Consider the following 16,768-nt stretch of genomic DNA (forward strand, 5'->3'; position numbering starts at 1 on the left):
CTTTTAATTATTTGCATATTAATTGCTTCATTGTTGATCGTCAATAACCCAATCAAGCATTTAATAAAGCACATTGAATTTAAAGGCATTTAATATTCGGGAGAGCTCTGTATATAAATCGTTCTTATTTTGTTGAAGCGGGATTTTTTCTTAAAAGAGTGACTTAAACGGCTGGGACATACTTAAACGGCTGGGACATACGATGGATAGGATAGACATTTCCTAGGCAACCTGCTACGATTTTGATTTTTTATGTTTATTTAATATTGAATTAGGAACTTTATTAGCCATGCCTGCAGCTTCCGGAAGTATTACAATTCATACCTCCCCAAGATTTTTTTTACCTTGGGTTGTCTGGATATTGGGTTGTGTTTTTTATTTTTACGAATTTTTACTGCAAGTATCCCCTGGCGTAATGGGCACTGAATTAATGCGGGATTTTTCAATTACAGGCCAAACACTAGGTGTTTTATCTGGATTTTATTACTACTCGTATACTCCTATGCAATTGCCATGCGGTATATTAATGGACCGTTTCGGACCACATAGAATGCTTACCATTGCAACAATTATTTGCGCCATGAGCACTATTGTTTTTTCAATGACCGATAGCTTGTTCATCGCTTTTATGTCGCGTTTAATGATAGGTTTTGGCTCTGCATTTGCTGCAGTAGGTACCATGAAGCTTGCCTCCAACTGGTTTTCCACAAAGCGTTTTGCTTTGCTCACAGGGCTTATGGTCACTATTGGAATGCTGGGAGCTATAGGTGGTGAGGCACCGCTGGCTTTATTAGTTGATCAGTATGGTTGGCGACAAAGTATGTTTGGAATTGGTGTTACTGGCCTTTTCCTCGCCTTATTAATATTCATCATTGTAAATGATCAGCCTGCACAGCAAATCGACTCTTCAACAGTACAAGAGAGTAATCAGCAAGCCCCTATATTGCGAAGTTTACTTATTCTTTTAAAAAACAATCAGTTGTGGCTAATAGCAATTTATGGCAGCTTAATGTTCATGGCAACTCCAGTATTTTGTGGGTTGTGGGGCGTACCCTTCCTAATGCTCAAAATGAATATTGTAAAAGCAGTCGCGGCTAATTATGTTTCTCTAGTTTTGATTGGCTGGGTCATTGCCAGCCCTTTATGGGGAGTTTTCTCCAATCGTATTGGCTTGAGAAAGCCTCCTTTGTATATCGGAGCAGTTGGCGCGCTACTCACTTCACTGCTGTTTATCTACGCTCCAATTAAGACGCCTTGGATAATGGAATGCCTGCTTTTGGCTTTTGGAATATTTTCAGCAGGTTTTCTCCCGTCATTTTCCGTTGCAAAAGAGTTGTGCAGCAAGCATTACGTGGCAACGGGTCTTGGTTTTATGAATATGTTCAATATGATAGGCATTGCGTTCTCCCAACCGTTTATCGGTTATGCTTTAGACAAAATGTGGGCTGGCGAATTGGTCAATAATGTACGAGTTTATTCTTTAGACGCTTATCACATAGGATTGGCTATTTTACCAGTCGGTATTTTCCTGGCTTTGCTCATCCTTCCTTTCATACGTGAAACTTATTGTCGGGCTATAGAAGAAGCAGTTTAATTTATCCAGATGTACTACTGGAGAAGGGAACCGGTGCGCTATGAATAATTCTTAAATGTAGGTTGACGATAAACCTTTAAGTCCACAGACAAGCGTAAAGTTCCCTTACCCTTACCTGCGTCACTGCAGTTCATATGCAGTGACGCAGAAAACCATCCTTGATTTTACCCAGTAAAATCAGTACATTCCGACCATTTGTTCCTTCCCGATTTGCGGGATGGAACAAATTAAACCCCTAAAATCCTTGCCCAACCTGCTCCAGTTTGATAATTTTTAACTAAGTACTACTGATGAGCCTGTGCAACAGGCGAAACCATTAAGGTCTAGTACTCAAGCCACTCCCCTTCCCTAACCTGTGGCTGGACGTTCAGTCGGGAAATTGCTGTTCAGGAGTCGTTACCGTTCGGTAGCCGATCATTTTCTCATGATCTATGAATTCGGGATAAAGCCTTAGGCTTTGTCGTATCTGTCACTTTTTAAAAATAAGGAGGAAAACAACCAGAAAACCGAACGGCAAATTGATTTGACGTTCAATAACTGATTTGCCAGCTTTTCGAGCCATGCAGCATTCGCTGGGTATCGCCTTTGAGTGAGCCGCTCGACCAACACTAAACCAAAGTCAGGGCAAATAATTTTTTCAGGTGAGATTATGCAGCAATTTTCATTAAGAAAGGAAGCCAAGCAATATATCAAAAATAATCGCCATGGTGATTTAAAGACCCGCCGTTTTCGTAATCATGTCATCTCAAAACTCACTCAGGATGTATACATCATCAAGAATACCCCCAATGAGTGGTTATCATTCAATAATGATCATTTAAAGCAATTAGCCAATCATTGGCGCAAGCAAAAAATCAAACCAGCGACCATGTTAAATCACCTTACCGTCATCAGAAAATTTTTAAATGATATTGGTAATAAACAAACCACTCTCACCAATCGACAGTTGGGCATTGTGCGCAATTTCAGGAAAAAAAAGAAGATACCAGTTACGCAGGATTTCTGGCAGCAGATTGAAGACCCTCTGATTCGCATCATTCTGGTTTTACAAGTTCATTTTGGCCTGACTTACAGTGAAGCCATACGAATCAAACCCAATATTCACACCCAACAGAACAATTTATGGCTGACACGAGAAATAACCTTTAACGGCCAAGACAGAATAGTACCCTATCGCAATGAAATACAGACAAGCATTATTGATTCACTAAAAGAATTAACTCAAGGTCCTTATAGTCTATTGCAGGTGTATGGAGAACAAAACCTCAAGGCCAGACTACGAAGCAGCCATAACCAGCTCAAACTGCCGAAATCAAAATCCTGGCGATACCTCTACGCTAAATGGCTGAATCAGGAACTATCATCCGCCTTAAGCCAATACAAATTAAACTGGGTAATTATGGAAGAATTGGGCGTAAAATCCAGAACCAGTCTGTGGAGATATCTCAATGAGCAATAAACTCCGCAATGCTCAGTTTTCGGTTAATGAGTTCGTCAATAAAATTGACAATTATTCTCATGCAAGTCTTGCTGATATGCGCCATATGCTGCACCGGTGCATAAAAGACCTGCATGAACTGGGTTACAAATTAGGCCATATCAACGGGTTAAAGCCAAAACATATTCATGTATTGGTAGCGCACTGGAAAGAACAAAATAAAAACCCCGCTACGATTAAAAATTACATGGCTAAGCTTCGTAAAACGGCCAATTTGCTTGATAAACCCAATTTGGTCAAAGGAAATAATGACAGCTACAATATCCCTCGCCGAACTTATATCCCAACCAAAAACAAGGCGATATTCAATATCGACCTCAACAAATGCACTGATCCACATATACGCTTATCCTTGGAAGCCCAAGCATTATTTGGCCTTCGGCGAGAGGAATCAATGAAATTGGTGGTATCAGAAGCCTGGCAAGGAAATGCCTTAGTCATTAAGCCCAGCTGGACCAAAGGTGGCATTGGCAGAACACTGCCAATCACCAATCAAGCACAACAAAACTGGTTATACAAAGTATCAAAAACGATCAGACCTCATCATTCACTGATACCCGAGAACAGAACCTACAAAAGCCATTTAAGCCATTACCAAAAGCAAATCGAACTGCTTGGGGTTAATAAACTTCATGGACTTCGCCATGCTTATGCTCAAAATCGTTATCATGAACTAACCGCTCAGCTATCACCTACCAAAACACCCTTATTGTGTCCTATCCAAGGTGGCAAACCTTATAAAGATCTTTCTTCAGAAGAAAAAATCATTGATAGGACAGCGAGAGAAATACTCAGTACCCTGCTTGGTCATTCGCGTATCTCAATTACCAGACTCTATCTAGGATAACGAGATGTCTCTGGTGTCTAGAAAAAACCCCAACTAATCCATTTGCTAAACTTAATAATGGAGCGATTCTAACTGTTGATTACAAGGACGGAAATGGCAAAATTTTTAACCAAATCAAAATTTAAACTGGCCTTGGAATGCCCAACAAAGCTTTGGTATTACGATCGCCCAGATGAATATACCAATAAGCAGGATGAAGACTCTTTTTTAAAAGCATTAGCTGAAGGCGGTGCACAAGTCGAAGCATTGGCCAGATGTTATTATCCTGATGGAATACCAATAACGGCCTCAAGTACTAAAGAGGCCATTCACGCGACCCAGCACTTGTTTCAAACAGACGCAGTGACTTTATTTGAAGCGTCGTTTCAATACCAGGATTATTTTCTACGTGCTGATATACTGAAAAAAAGACCTGGGCATATCAAATTAATTGAAGTCAAAGCCAAGTCAATCAGTAAGAAAGATGAATCAAAAATGGTAACGAAAAAAGGTGCTATTAATTCAGAATGGCGTCCCTATATTGCTGATATCGCTTTTCAAAAATGGGTTCTAAAACAATTATTTCCCTCTTTCACCATTAGCAGCTATTTAATGCTCGTTGATAAAGATGCCTTTTGCCCTACTGATGGCTTGAATCAAAAATTCCTGGTACAAAAAGATAAACTGGGAAAAGCTAAAGTTACGCTCACAGCGCCTCTTACTGAAGAGGATTTATCGGTAAAAATTCTTAAAGAAATCAATGTTGATTACCATATTGAATTACTCTGGCAAGAGAAGAATGATAACGGGGAAACGGTAAAAGACCAATTTCTTCAATTCAGCCAACTTTATTTCAATGATCAGAAATTTCCACCTAAAGCGAAGAAGGAGTGCGGTTCTTGCCAGTTTAAAACCATTGGTTCAGATAGTAATTTGCTCTCTGGCTTTAAGGAATGCTGGCGAGAGGCTCTTGCATATAAAGAATCTGACTTTAATGATCCCACCATATTGGATTTATGGGACTGCCGAGATAAGCCTAAATATTTTATTAATGGGCTAATTAAATTAAAAGATATCGATGTGTCTGATTTAAAAATCAAAGAGCCGGATGAAGCAGGGCTTTCCAGAACTCAACGGCAATGGCTGCAAATAGAAAAAGTTAAAAATCAGGATAATATCGTCTGGATAGACGAAGATAACCTGCACGCTGAAATGAATTCATGGGAATACCCGCTTCACTTCATCGATTTTGAAACAGCCATGTTACCCATTCCTTTCAATAAAGGCGCTCACCCTTATCAAGGCATTGCCTTCCAATATTCACATCATACATTGGATAAAAATGGCGATATTGCTCATGTTGGTGAATATCTTAATTCTGAGCCAGGCGTTAATCCTACAATCGATTTTATTCGACATTTAAAAAGAGAATTGGAAAATGATGAGGGGACAATTTTTCGATACAGCAATCACGAAAACACTTACCTCAACTTCATTCTTAATCAACTGGAAAAAATGCCTGTTCCACCCAATGATAAAGAAATGCTCTGTTCTTTTATCCGTTCAATCACAAAATCACCTTCTGAAAGCAAAGAGAAATGGGAAGGCCCACGTTGTATGGTGGATATTTTAGAGTTGATCAAACGATTTTATTATGATCCGCTGACCAATGGTTCCAATTCCATAAAGCAGGTATTTCCTGCAATTCTTAACCGCTCAAAATACCTTCAAGAAAAATACAGTCAACCTATTTATGGAGCTGTTAATGGCATTCCTAGCCATAATTTTGTTAATCAAATCTGGATAGTCGAAGAAAATCAGAAAATCAAAGACCCATATCATCTATTACCGCCCATCAATAAAGATATCTCTGATGAAGATGCTCCCTTATTATTTGAAAGTAAGGATTTAAAAGAAGGTGGAGCTGCAACAATTGCCTATGCAAAATTACAGTTCACAGATATGAGTGATTTTGAACGCTTAGAATTAAGAAACGGTCTATTGCGCTATTGTGAGCTGGATACCTTGGCTATGGTGATGATCATCGAGGCGTGGCAATATATGCTTAAAACATAAAACACATTTCGTGTTTACATTTACACGTCATATGTTATTATGAACTTAACACAACTGACGAGCTAGCGAGAATCTAGCGAAACCTTAAGGTCTTGTGATAACGCCATCTTTCTTCCCTAATTCGTGGCGGAACGTTTAGTCGGGAAATTTATGGACATGTCTTACGGCTTTTCGCCGATGGAATGCTTAATAGCATATCATCTTTAACAATTAGGCAAATCAACCGATATGTCGGTGATTGTTTCATTGCATAACCCATTGGGGATTAATCATCCCTTTTGGGGATAATCCTCTTTTATTTTAAAGGAGAATACCATGCAAAAATCAGCAATCTTACAAAATGAGGTTGAGCATATTCTGTTTGAATTAAATTGTTGTGTGAATGATCTGCACGGTTACCGGATGCAGATTTCTTTGGACAACATTCATCAAGCAGAACTGAGTTTGTCTAAACTTCAAGCGCTAATCTCTTTTGTCAAAATTGCTTCCCAACGACAAATTGCTTGTTGAAGCATTTAAACCAGCCATTTCCGCATAACAGAAAACCACCTGCTCTATGCGGATGTTTTTCTGTTATGTGGCGCACCATATCAATAACAGGAGAACCTTATGACTGCAGCTTTAAATCGTGTAACTTTAATAGGCAACCTTGGCGCTGATCCGAAAACTATCGCCGGCAAAGACGGTCAGTCTTTTGTCACCGCAACCTTGGCAACCAATGAAGCATTCAAACAAAATGAGGAATGGAAAACCAGAGTTGAGTGGCATCAGCTGGTAATTTTTGGCAAGTTGACCAAAATTTCTGAATATTTACAAAAAGGATCACAGATTTATGTTGAAGGTAAACTCCGTTCTAACCATTGGACGGATGGTGATGGCAATAGCCGCCATAGCCTCAATATTGTGGTAAATAATCTTCAGCTTCTTGGTCATTCCAAACCAGTTGATGAGACTGCTAACAAAACCGCGGAAAACCATATGGCTCAAATGCGGGAAATGTTGCAACAAAACTCAGAAGACCTACCGTTTTAATCATAACCCAAGTTGCGGGAGTAAGCTCCCGCAGGGGCTTGCTCTCTGATTGTCATATAAAAGGAGGACAACCCCTATGGATAAACCGGAAATCTACGTTGCTTGTTTGGCATCTTATAATAGTGGCTACCTGCATGGTCAATGGATTGATGCAAATCAATCTGAAGATGCGATTATGGAGGATATTCAAGCCATGCTTGAAGATAGTCCTGTTTCAGATCCAGGCGATTGGGCAATCCATGATTATCAAGGATTCGGTGATATTGAGATTCATGAATTTGAATCTATCAGCACCATAGCGGACTACGCTGAATTTATTGCCGAGCACGAAGAACTTGGACAGGCATTAATTGCGGATTTCGGCTTCGATGCTGCCAAGGTGATGATAGAGGATCAATATCACGGTTGTTATGACTCTGAAGTTGATTTTGCCGAACAAATTATCGATGAATGCTACTGCGAGAAACTACCGGACAATTTGATGGCCTATTTTGATTACGACGCATTTGCCCGTGATCTTTTTATCAATGATTTTTGTGCGGTAGAACTCAATGGATATGTTCACGTTTTTTCTAACTATTGAAGCCCATATGGGCTTCAATAGTTTTGTTGCTTTCAATTTCTTTTATACTTCGCATTCCATCCATTTTATTAAAAGTTTTGAGAATTCATAAAAATGCCACATTTAATCCTAGAATGTAGCGATAATATTGCTGCTATCAACGAGTTTAAAACGTTGTTTCAACAATTGCACCAATTACTGGCTGATGCATTGCCTACTCAAATATCAAGCTGCAAAAGCAGGGTCATTACATACGGCAGATACTATATCGGTGCTAACTTTGAAAATAATTCTTTCTTACATTTAACAATAAAGATCATGCCTGGTAGAACAGATGAGGTTAAACGTAGCGTAGGTAAGCAAGTGCTCAATATTCTGAATCGTTTTATCCAGGATTTAAATATTAGTAATGCGGCTATCAGTGTGGAAATAATTGATCTGACTACCAATTATTTTAAGATCGGCTAGTCTTGATATCAGCTTAATGTAATGCCGAATCCGTTTTTCAAGCTTTCATATAAAAAACATCCGTTGGCTCAGTAAATAAACGCCCTTCACAAACTTGCTTTGCGCCTTGATTTTCATAAAAACGATTTAAGCTTTGCTTCAGAGTATCAAAGTAAATTAATCGCGCACCCACATCGTGAGAGACTGCTTTAGCCTTATCAACGATTTGACGGCCAAAACCTAATCCACGAACTCTTTCATCAACATAGACATACATTAGTTCAGTTGCGTTGGGTAACTTACTTGATCGTGTGGCCAGTTCCATATGATATTTATGAGGCAATAATGCAAACATTGCAACGGGTTGTTCTGCATAAAAACCAATGTATACATCTTCACTGATTCCACGAAGCACCTGTTCCCGATATTCAACACCCTTATTTCTAATATACCCCCATTCATCTTCAGCCCACTTTGCTGCAATTGGAGCACAATCAAGACAATCGCTGAGTCTCGTAAAAGTAAGTTTATGCTTAGCAGAGGTAAAAAACTTCATATAAACACCTTATTAACTGAATACCAGATTGAGGTTTTGGCTTTCTTTTTTCTGGCTCTTCTCACAAATCATCAAAGCAACAATTCCTATTACGGAACCAAACACATAATACCATGCCGGCGCCATAAAATTACTCGTTTTGCTCACCAACCACATCATAAACAAAGGTGTGGTACCTCCAAATAATGAAATGCCAACATTGAATGACACGCCAAAACCACTATACCGATAGTGTGATGGAAATAATGAAACCATATAAGCATTTAAAGGCGCATAGATGATTGCAATTAGAACTGACATTGAAACCATCCCTGCTGCAATCAAAGCTAAATTACCAGAAGCAAGCAGATGAAAAAGAGGAACGGCAAAAATCATAAGGGCAATCATTCCTGTAGCCGATACTTTTAAAAGTCCTATCTTATCAGCAAGTAAAGCGATGAGTGGTTCTAAAGAGGCATCTACAAGCAGCGACATAGTAATAATTAATGTGGCTAGACTGAGTGGAATGTTAAAATAACTGTGTAAATAAGTTGCAGAGAATACATAGGTCCCAAAGGTTATAATACTAACTAACCAAGCTATCCCAATCACGCCAATAACAGTCAATGGCATTTCCTTGACAGCGGTTAGAAAGGGTACCCTGGGTTTATTGCTGTCCATTGATTGGAAGGCAGGTGTTTCTTCTACATGCTGTCGTAGAAAGAAAATCAATATTCCGGCGATAATCGCAACAGCAAATCCAAGTCTCCATCCCCATGAGGGCATAAAAGATGCGGTGAAAAAAGAGGCTCCTAATCCTGCCAATAACATTCCAGCACTATAGGCTGAACTGGTTAAACAACCAAATAATGCTCGTCGTTCTGGTTTTGCATGTTCAACCAAAAATATAGCTGAGCCAGTAAACTCTGAACTGGCAACAAACCCTTGCAACACCCTAAATAAGGTAATTAAAATCGGAGCGCTGATACCAATTACAGCATAGCTTGGAATTAAACTTATCATGGCCGTAGGAACTGCCATTGAGAGAATACTTAAACTTAACGCTCTCTTTCTTCCATAACGATCACCAATATAACCGAAAAAAATTGCACCGAGTGGTGCAAGCAAATACCCCACAGCAAATACACCAAACGTACTCAGTAAAGATGCAGTATGATTCTCACTTGGAAAAAAAGTTCTTGCTATGATTGGTGCAAAATAACCGAATATCGCAAAGTCATACCATTGGAGAGTTGTACCTGATACACCGGCTAAAAGAGCTTTAATTGAGTTAGCGTTTTTCATTGTAAATCCATATGCATCCAAAAACATGATGCTAAATCCAACAACTAAGTCAAAAGTATAACGATAAAAATGAAGTCTGGGAATTGAGTAGTAGAACTATTTTTAAACACTAAGCAAACACATTTTATTAATCGACGTTCACTTATTAATTTTTATTAATAAACTCATGGTTGACAAATAACACGTTTTGTTTTCAAATAAAAACACGTTATGTTTTGTTCGAGCTGAATTATGAAGTCCAATTTTCCCTCGGGTACTACTACATTGAATTATCAACAATCAGATAACTCAAAAACACTGAATATAATTGAGGCAGCTAAATTTCTTGGTGCGCATAAAGAAACTGTTAGACGTATGGTCGCATCAGGTGTGTTGCCTGGCGTCAAAATAGGTAGAGCATGGGTATTTATCGAGCAAGATTTAATCACATATGTAAGATCTTTGTACAGAAATAATAGAAGCTTGGAAATAAACAATAAGAGCAGGAGCAGTACACAATGGCAATCACCAAAAGAAATAACATCTGGTGGATCGACATCACACACAATGGAAGAAGAATACGTCAAAGTACTGGGACTAAAATAAAAATTAAAGCACAGCAGTTACATGATCAATTAAAAAATGATTTATGGCAGGAAAATGTGCTACCATCTATCCCTAAAAAATCCTGGATGGATGCAGTTATTAGGTGGTTAAACGAGTCACAGCATAAAAAAACTTTAGTTGATGATAAAATTCACCTGCGCTGGACCGATTCTTTTATACGCAACAAATTATTAACTGAAATAAATCAAGATGATATAGAAACAATTGCTAAAGCAAGAGAAGAAACTGGCGTATCCCCTGCTACTGTAAACCGGATGCTAGAAATAATCCGCTCCATCCTCCGCAAAGCCCAAACTCAATGGGGATGGTTACAAACTGTTCCCCCGATCCGGATGCGTATAATAGATAACAAACGAATTAGGTGGCTAACTCGTAAAGAGGCAGATAGGCTTCTTATAGAGCTCCCCACCCACCTTCGAGATATGGCAAGATTCACACTCTTAACGGGCCTTAGAGAATCAAATGTCACACAGTTAAAGTGGAAAGATATCGATTTAAATAGACGGCATGCTTTAATTCATCCCGATGAATCTAAAACCAAAAAAGGGATTCCAGTTCCATTAAATACACAAGCCATTGAAATACTTAAGCAACAAAAAGGAAATCACCCAATTTTTATATTCACTTACAAAGGGAATCCTGTAAGCCGTTGCAATAATCATGCATGGCGAAAAGCGCTAAATCGTGCAGGAATTAAAAATTTTCGCTGGCATGATTTAAGGCATACTTGGGCGAGCTGGCATGTACAAAATGGTACTTCACTACATGAATTACAGCAGCTGGGTGGGTGGTCCAATTATGAGACTGTATTAAGATATGCACATTTGTCTGGACAGCTCTTGCAGGAAGCCGCTGAAAGAGTTGCATAATGATGGCGCTTATTTCTCATTATTTAAGAAGTATCGATAATACTTACATGAAACTCCATACCCCTGCTCTTCTTTGTAATATTCCATACCACACTTCTCCATAACCCGATGAGAAGCTGTATGTTTTAATGGGGCTAGAGCAACGATATAATCTGTTGAAATATTTTCACAGCACCAGTTAAGCAACGCGTTTAAAATTTCAGTTGCATAACCCTGTCCCCATAAATCCTTTATAATTAGATAACCAACTTCTACTTCACCAGTCTCTAGCGGGCCAAAGCCACAACGGCCAATAAAATTACCAGTTGATTTATCAAATACAACGAAACAAGGCAGTCCAAAATCTTTATAGTATGATTGGAATTGAAATATTCTTTGTTTCGTTTGACTTTTACTTTGAATACCATCAGGAAAAAATTTTCTTACATCAGGATTAGCATTGAGTTTTGCGACAGGCTCAAGATCCTCAATTGAAATGAGGCGCATAAAAGTTCTTTGCGTAGTTATCTCTGGATACATTTAAATAATACCATTTAAAATAGTTAATAATGTTAGCAATCTATTTATTTGGTCACAAATTTTATTTCTTTTACTGTGCCCAAAACGTGCCAAACTGTCGCTGTACACAGTGTACTTAACGCAGTTCTAGGCAGTATTTCGTCACAGGAATGCATTGCAGGGCATTGATTTTAAATGAATTTTAATTTTAAGACACTGGCTACGAACCAGGGGGTCGGAGGTTCGAATCCTTCCGGGCGCGCCATCTAAAAAGCCACACTGAAAATATAAAATAGTGTGATATATCAACGCAAACCAGGACTACTGTCCCGGAAGCGTTCGAACCGAAAGAGGTTCGACAAAATGCGCAGCGAAGAGCACGAAGTGCGGCGAAGCATAGCTCTTCCCCAAATCCGGGGGCACTTCACCCACTCACTCACTCACACAGCACTCTAACTCATAATCAATAATTTTCAGATTTCTAAATCCATAAGCTCTAGAATGTAGGGGCACTTTAATCCTCTTTTGATCGGGGAATCAAAGAATTAGATTACTATAATCCAATTAAAGTGCCCCTACATTTGGGGTAGAGTCCATACTGTTTAAGTATGGATGTATACCCATCGGAAATATCTACCTCTTAAAAACACCCAGCCCCACATTAAATCAAAATTTTCATTTTAAAACTAACAAGCATATAATATCGTCACAAAGAACAGAAAAAGACAACTTGATCATGCTAATAAATAGGCTAGCCTCATAATGGACACTGATTTATTAAGATCAAGGCACTAACAAAGGGGGGGGTGATTACCACAGTTCACAGATATGAGTGATGTTGAACGCTTAGGATTAAGAAACGGTCTATTGCGGTATTGTGAGCTGGATACCTTGGCTATGGTGATGATAATTGAGTACTGGATGGATATGCTATAGCAATGTTTAAAAATAACATTGACGTATTTCTTCCATCTTTTTGGCCGACTCAATCCCGTTAACTGGCAATCCCCTTGCATCCAATAGACCTACTTGCACAAGCACACTTGCTTGATCCCAATAAATATGTTCATGCGTCACCTTCCCCTGGGAAAATCCGACAATCACAACTAAAGGAATTTCTACTCTTTTTCCTGTCGGGGCAATATCAGGTAACATCCAACCAATTTCGGAGTTATGTGTAAATTTGAAAATAATTTCATCGACCAGTTGATGTTCATCAATTGTTCTTGAAACAGGCACCATTTCAGTATCTGGTGGAAAAAATTTTCCTGACTGAATGAATTCGCTATAAAACTTGCGCACACCTTCTTGTCCCGCCCCTCCTATCATGGTAGGAATATTATTTATATGCGGATCAGATGTCATTGTTGCCAAGGTTGCGTCTAAGTCTTTTCTTAATTCCGCGTCAACATGTCGTTGAAAGGCATCAATCAGTGCTTGTTTTCCTTGAGATATAGTCGTCATAGCAGGCATATCATGATTTGTGGCGTATAACATATTTTGTAACATAAAGCCCTAACTAGCAAATTACACCTAGCGACTCATAATGAGACTAGGAATCCCATTAAGTGCTCGAAGTGGCGACACAAGAAAATAACAAAGCTATAAAACCGTGAAGCTAAATACACAAATTCATTTGTCACGGGATATTTAAGCCGTCCTATTCAACTACAACGTATTATTAGATAAGCTATTGGTACACTTTTTGTTTGGATAATCAAATATAGTATGGGTATCACTCAGTCTATCTATTCTCAAAAAACAGCTGGCAGTCTAATGACTACGCTTGTCCCTATTGCAAACCTCACTGATACTCTTGATAAAATCAAATTAAAATTATCTGAACGGGATTGGGGAGATATACGAGTCGTATACGTGGTTTCTGATACGCAAAAGCTTGTAGGAATAATACCTATAAATAAAATTTTAGCATCCAGTGATAATGAAAGTGTCTCGACCCTAAGTTCAAAACCAAAACTATCGGTATTACCTTCACTTAGCCAAGAAAAGCTAGTAAAAAAAGCCATTCAATCAGATGTTGAATCAGTTGCTGTCGTTGATAATGATCCTACCTCGAAAAACCGGACACCAACATTATGCAGCCATTCCAAAATTGCTGGGAGTTTGAAACCCTAGAGATGAATGGATGCGTTTGCGATTGTAAAACACTTCAATGTAATCGAATAGAGCTAATTGAGCCTCTTTTCTAGTTTTAAAAGTAACCCCGTAAATCGCTTCAATTTTCAAGGTATGAAAAAAGCTTTCCATGACCGCATTATCATAACAGTTTGATCCTGCCCTAATATGACTCAGATAACTAATCTTTGATCCATTCGCTCTTCGATGTGTGATCTATTTCTCAAGTTAATGGGTTTTGCGTAAGTCCAGTCTGTTTTGATGCTTGTTGGCCCGGTAAATACAGCGAAGCAAATGAAGAGCGTCACGCTTCATATCCTGACCTAAACTGTATTTGTGTTCTCTTGGGAAATCGCGACTCACCTCAAATACCTTCAGCACCAGCTGATAAGCGTCTTTGTAAACGGGCAATTCTGTGTATAACGCCATTATAGTAACCAAAAAAAATAAACCAAACCGCTTACGCGGTTTTTCAAAGAGGCAGCAAGCTGCCTCAAAAGAAAAGGGATAAAGGGATTAAGGGGTAAAAGCCCGGGCACAACGGACCTTGATGCCGATGCTGCTCTTGCCGAAGATCTCCTGGTCGCCACTGCCGAAGTTCTGGAGCCAGGCGCTGAACACACCGTCATCCGTAGAACTCCAGTAGTACGCGCTGACAAAACCGTAGTCAGGAATGTTTCCCTCAAGGCCCAGGTTGGAGTGTACATTCTGTATCAGGGGGTTAACTTCAGTGCCGCAGCCAGAATTAGAACTGTTACCTGTTTGATACCCCAGCTCACAAATCGCCGGCAGATACCAGTCCTTAAAGCCGCCGGCTGACAGGCCGATGCATTGCTGGGCGGCTGGGTAAGTGCTACCAAGCTTATCAGTGTTGGTTTTGCCATTGTCTTTACTGTCGGCGCCTGTTACACCAGCAGGGCCCCATGCGAAATTACCCACCTGGTCTGATTCCAAAACTACCCTTCCTCCCACGCTAAGATCAATATCCGTTGCGTCATCAATGGAAAAAACATAACCGCCTTTGAAAATATGGCCATAGGTCAGGATAATGATATCCGAGGTCACCGCATTGGTGTTGGTGCCCTGGGCTGTGAGGACGCTGGGCGTTGGGGCCGTAGCTGGTGCGCCACTGGCGGTCGTACCCGGCGTAATCGTTAAAATACACGCCTTGCCCGGGGCTATGTTGCCGCAGGTACTACTGGGCGTAATGTCAGTGTCTACAGGTAGACCCGGACTGATGCTGAAATCAACATCCTGCGCCACGGCCGTACCGATGTTGGTGATAATCAGCTGTCTTGCTTTGGAGACAGCAGGGCCAGTGCCGGATGCTGCGGTAAATATCCCCTGCTTGGCGATAGCCAGCTCATTGGTTGATATTTTTAAACTGGTCATCGGAGGCACGGCAAGGACGGTGATGCCTAACTGATTGGCAGTTGCCGGTTGCGAGCAAAGAAAGGGGTTCGGGCTGTTGTTGCCCGGCCCTTGCGTTTTACACACCTGCGGGCCGCCCTGGATGCCTCCTGGCGCTACATCTGCACCACGAATTTCAAGCTCCAGCAGACAGGATTCATTAGGGCCCAGAGTGAAGGGACTGGGGCAACTGCTGGGTTGGGTGTTGACCTGAGTAACCCCTTGTAAGGGCTTTGTAGTCAGCGTGCGAGTGATTTTAGTTTGGTTAGTGACTTGGTATCCTACCGTCACCACATCATTGACGGACAATTGATAGGTGGTGGCGGTTGTAGGCGTTAATAAAAACTTAGGCGTTGGGGCCGCAGTCAAGGGCAAGCTGGTTATCAAAAGCCATGCCGCAAAGGCGTAAGTGCAGATTCTTTTCATTTTTTTCTCCTTAAGCCGTAGCGCTTAATGTGATAATCAGACCATGGGTGTAAGCATGGGATTCATAAAGACTGGTATTGAAAGCTTGCCCTGCTGCCTTTGCCAGACTGGATTTACCCCAGTCGGAGAACTCATAGCCTATGCCTAATTTCGTACGGCCACTTAAGGGAGCCTGGATACCAGCACCCAGGGCATAGGCCAGGCTGGTTTTGCTCTTGTCTTGAAAAGGCGGCGCTGGTACTTCATTGGAAATCTTAGGCCTTGCGACAAAATCTTTGGCCTTGTTTTATCCCACGCCGATGCCAGCTGTAAGATAAGGCTTTAAGCGCGGGTGCGCATCATAAGTGAGCTTGCCTTTAACTAAGACGCGCTTGTGCTGGAGGCTGTAGCTGTATCTGAAATTGTTAAAATCGGCATCAGCGTCTTCTAAAATATCGCCTGACAGATGGTCATTGGATGTCATTGCCAGCGCCAGGCCTAATTGCAGCGACAGCCTGTCGTTGATGGGACGCTCAGCGCCTGCGAATAATTCCACAAAAGCGAGGGCACGCCAGTCATTGCCTGCCAGATAGCTTTTTTCAATGTCCGGCTCTAAAAAAAAGGTTCGACTGCTGCCGGTATCAGACCAGACAGGGCCGGCGCTGATAGAGCCCACCCAGTTCCAGTCTTTGGAGGCCACAACAGGCCCCATGCTGCCTGCCTGAGCTTGACTAGCCAGCACGACCGCTGTGATGAGTGAAAGAAATAAGCGGTGTTTCATAAGCGCTCCTTGCCTAATGAGAAGTAGTTATAAAGTGAAAATGGTTCCTCTGATTTTTACAGTTTTCGAGTCTCTGACATTGAAAAATAATTTCCATTAAGATACGTTGCTGATGATTTAAAATCAAAAAAATTATTCAAATTTTCATCCATCTAACCCACCTCAAACATTTCGAGACAGCGACTATC

Annotated in this window: 18 protein-coding genes and 1 pseudogene; 11 read left to right on the forward strand and 8 right to left on the reverse strand. The window is 40.5% G+C overall.

Features of this window, described 5'->3' with window-relative positions:
* Positions 1-289: 289 nt before the first annotated feature.
* The 8 genes from E1O47_RS05385 (at position 290) to E1O47_RS05420 (ending at position 8,056) form a co-directional block, all read left to right on the forward strand.
* Positions 290-1,594: an MFS transporter gene (locus E1O47_RS05385; RefSeq protein ID WP_133130248.1), complete on the forward strand. Its 1,305-nt coding sequence runs from the start codon at positions 290-292 to the stop codon at positions 1,592-1,594.
* Between the two features lie 649 nt (positions 1,595-2,243).
* Complete coding sequence (locus E1O47_RS05390; RefSeq protein ID WP_133130249.1) at positions 2,244-3,053, forward strand: hypothetical protein; 810 nt, start codon at positions 2,244-2,246, stop codon at positions 3,051-3,053.
* Positions 3,043-3,939: a phage integrase N-terminal domain-containing protein gene (locus E1O47_RS05395; protein WP_133130250.1), complete on the forward strand. Its 897-nt coding sequence runs from the start codon at positions 3,043-3,045 to the stop codon at positions 3,937-3,939. The genes E1O47_RS05390 and E1O47_RS05395 overlap by 11 nt, the downstream gene beginning before the upstream one ends.
* A gap of 93 nt (positions 3,940-4,032) precedes the next feature.
* Positions 4,033-5,994 (forward strand): DUF2779 domain-containing protein, encoded by a 1,962-nt coding sequence (locus E1O47_RS05400; RefSeq protein ID WP_133130251.1) that lies wholly within the window; start codon positions 4,033-4,035, stop codon positions 5,992-5,994.
* A 315-nt stretch (positions 5,995-6,309) separates the two neighbouring features.
* The gene (locus E1O47_RS05405; protein WP_058502306.1) at positions 6,310-6,504 is read left to right on the forward strand and encodes a hypothetical protein; all 195 of its coding nucleotides are present in this window, start codon (positions 6,310-6,312) and stop codon (positions 6,502-6,504) included.
* A gap of 99 nt (positions 6,505-6,603) precedes the next feature.
* Positions 6,604-7,026 carry a single-stranded DNA-binding protein gene (locus tag E1O47_RS05410; protein WP_133130252.1) on the forward strand — a complete coding sequence of 141 codons (423 nt, stop codon included), beginning with the start codon at positions 6,604-6,606 and terminating at the stop codon, positions 7,024-7,026.
* A gap of 76 nt (positions 7,027-7,102) precedes the next feature.
* Positions 7,103-7,609, forward strand: a complete 507-nt coding sequence (locus tag E1O47_RS05415; protein ID WP_133130253.1) for an antirestriction protein ArdA — start codon at positions 7,103-7,105, stop codon at positions 7,607-7,609.
* 93 nt (positions 7,610-7,702) lie between these two features.
* Positions 7,703-8,056: a 5-carboxymethyl-2-hydroxymuconate Delta-isomerase gene (locus E1O47_RS05420; RefSeq protein WP_133130254.1), complete on the forward strand. Its 354-nt coding sequence runs from the start codon at positions 7,703-7,705 to the stop codon at positions 8,054-8,056.
* A 37-nt stretch (positions 8,057-8,093) separates the two neighbouring features.
* Here the strand turns inward: E1O47_RS05420 and E1O47_RS05425 are convergent, their stop codons facing one another.
* The gene (locus E1O47_RS05425; protein ID WP_133130255.1) at positions 8,094-8,591 is read right to left on the reverse strand and encodes a GNAT family N-acetyltransferase; all 498 of its coding nucleotides are present in this window, start codon (positions 8,589-8,591) and stop codon (positions 8,094-8,096) included.
* A gap of 12 nt (positions 8,592-8,603) precedes the next feature.
* On the reverse strand, positions 8,604-9,875 hold the full coding sequence (locus E1O47_RS05430; RefSeq protein ID WP_133130256.1) for an MFS transporter: 1,272 nt from the start codon (positions 9,873-9,875) through the stop codon (positions 8,604-8,606).
* A 231-nt stretch (positions 9,876-10,106) separates the two neighbouring features.
* Between E1O47_RS05430 and E1O47_RS05435 the strand changes: the two genes are divergently transcribed.
* Entirely contained in the window at positions 10,107-10,460 is a 354-nt protein-coding gene (locus E1O47_RS05435) for a helix-turn-helix domain-containing protein (protein ID WP_133130257.1), read from the forward strand.
* On the forward strand, positions 10,373-11,350 hold the full coding sequence (locus E1O47_RS05440; protein ID WP_133130258.1) for a tyrosine-type recombinase/integrase: 978 nt from the start codon (positions 10,373-10,375) through the stop codon (positions 11,348-11,350). The genes E1O47_RS05435 and E1O47_RS05440 overlap by 88 nt, the downstream gene beginning before the upstream one ends.
* A gap of 9 nt (positions 11,351-11,359) precedes the next feature.
* On the opposite strand, the gene E1O47_RS05445 is transcribed toward E1O47_RS05440, so the two are convergent.
* Positions 11,360-11,869: a GNAT family N-acetyltransferase gene (locus E1O47_RS05445; RefSeq protein WP_133130259.1), complete on the reverse strand. Its 510-nt coding sequence runs from the start codon at positions 11,867-11,869 to the stop codon at positions 11,360-11,362.
* 921 nt (positions 11,870-12,790) lie between these two features.
* Complete coding sequence (locus E1O47_RS05450) at positions 12,791-13,357, reverse strand: nuclear transport factor 2 family protein (protein WP_242602021.1); 567 nt, start codon at positions 13,355-13,357, stop codon at positions 12,791-12,793.
* A gap of 219 nt (positions 13,358-13,576) precedes the next feature.
* On the opposite strand from E1O47_RS05450, the gene E1O47_RS05455 reads away from it, so the two are divergent.
* Positions 13,577-13,984, forward strand: coding sequence for a CBS domain-containing protein (locus tag E1O47_RS05455; protein ID WP_133130260.1), 408 nt, complete (start codon positions 13,577-13,579; stop codon positions 13,982-13,984).
* Here E1O47_RS05455 and E1O47_RS05460 read toward each other — a convergent pair.
* The 4 genes and pseudogenes from E1O47_RS05460 to E1O47_RS05475 all read right to left on the reverse strand — a co-directional run.
* Positions 13,943-14,137 (reverse strand): annotated as a pseudogene (locus E1O47_RS05460) (IS3 family transposase); the annotation flags it as partial. The gene E1O47_RS05455 and the pseudogene E1O47_RS05460 overlap by 42 nt on opposite strands.
* 75 nt (positions 14,138-14,212) lie before the next feature.
* Positions 14,213-14,413 carry a four helix bundle protein gene (locus E1O47_RS05465; RefSeq protein ID WP_133130261.1) on the reverse strand — a complete coding sequence of 67 codons (201 nt, stop codon included), beginning with the start codon at positions 14,411-14,413 and terminating at the stop codon, positions 14,213-14,215.
* An 87-nt stretch (positions 14,414-14,500) separates the two neighbouring features.
* Positions 14,501-15,820, reverse strand: a complete 1,320-nt coding sequence (locus E1O47_RS05470) for a DUF1566 domain-containing protein (RefSeq protein ID WP_133130262.1) — start codon at positions 15,818-15,820, stop codon at positions 14,501-14,503.
* Positions 15,821-16,106: 286 nt separating this feature from the next.
* Positions 16,107-16,580, reverse strand: coding sequence for a hypothetical protein (locus E1O47_RS05475; protein WP_133130263.1), 474 nt, complete (start codon positions 16,578-16,580; stop codon positions 16,107-16,109).
* Between the last annotated feature and the right edge of the window lie 188 nt (positions 16,581-16,768).

Origin of the sequence: Legionella yabuuchiae (genome assembly GCF_900640115.1) — a bacterium.
GTDB classification, from domain to species: domain Bacteria; phylum Pseudomonadota; class Gammaproteobacteria; order Legionellales; family Legionellaceae; genus Legionella_A; species Legionella_A yabuuchiae.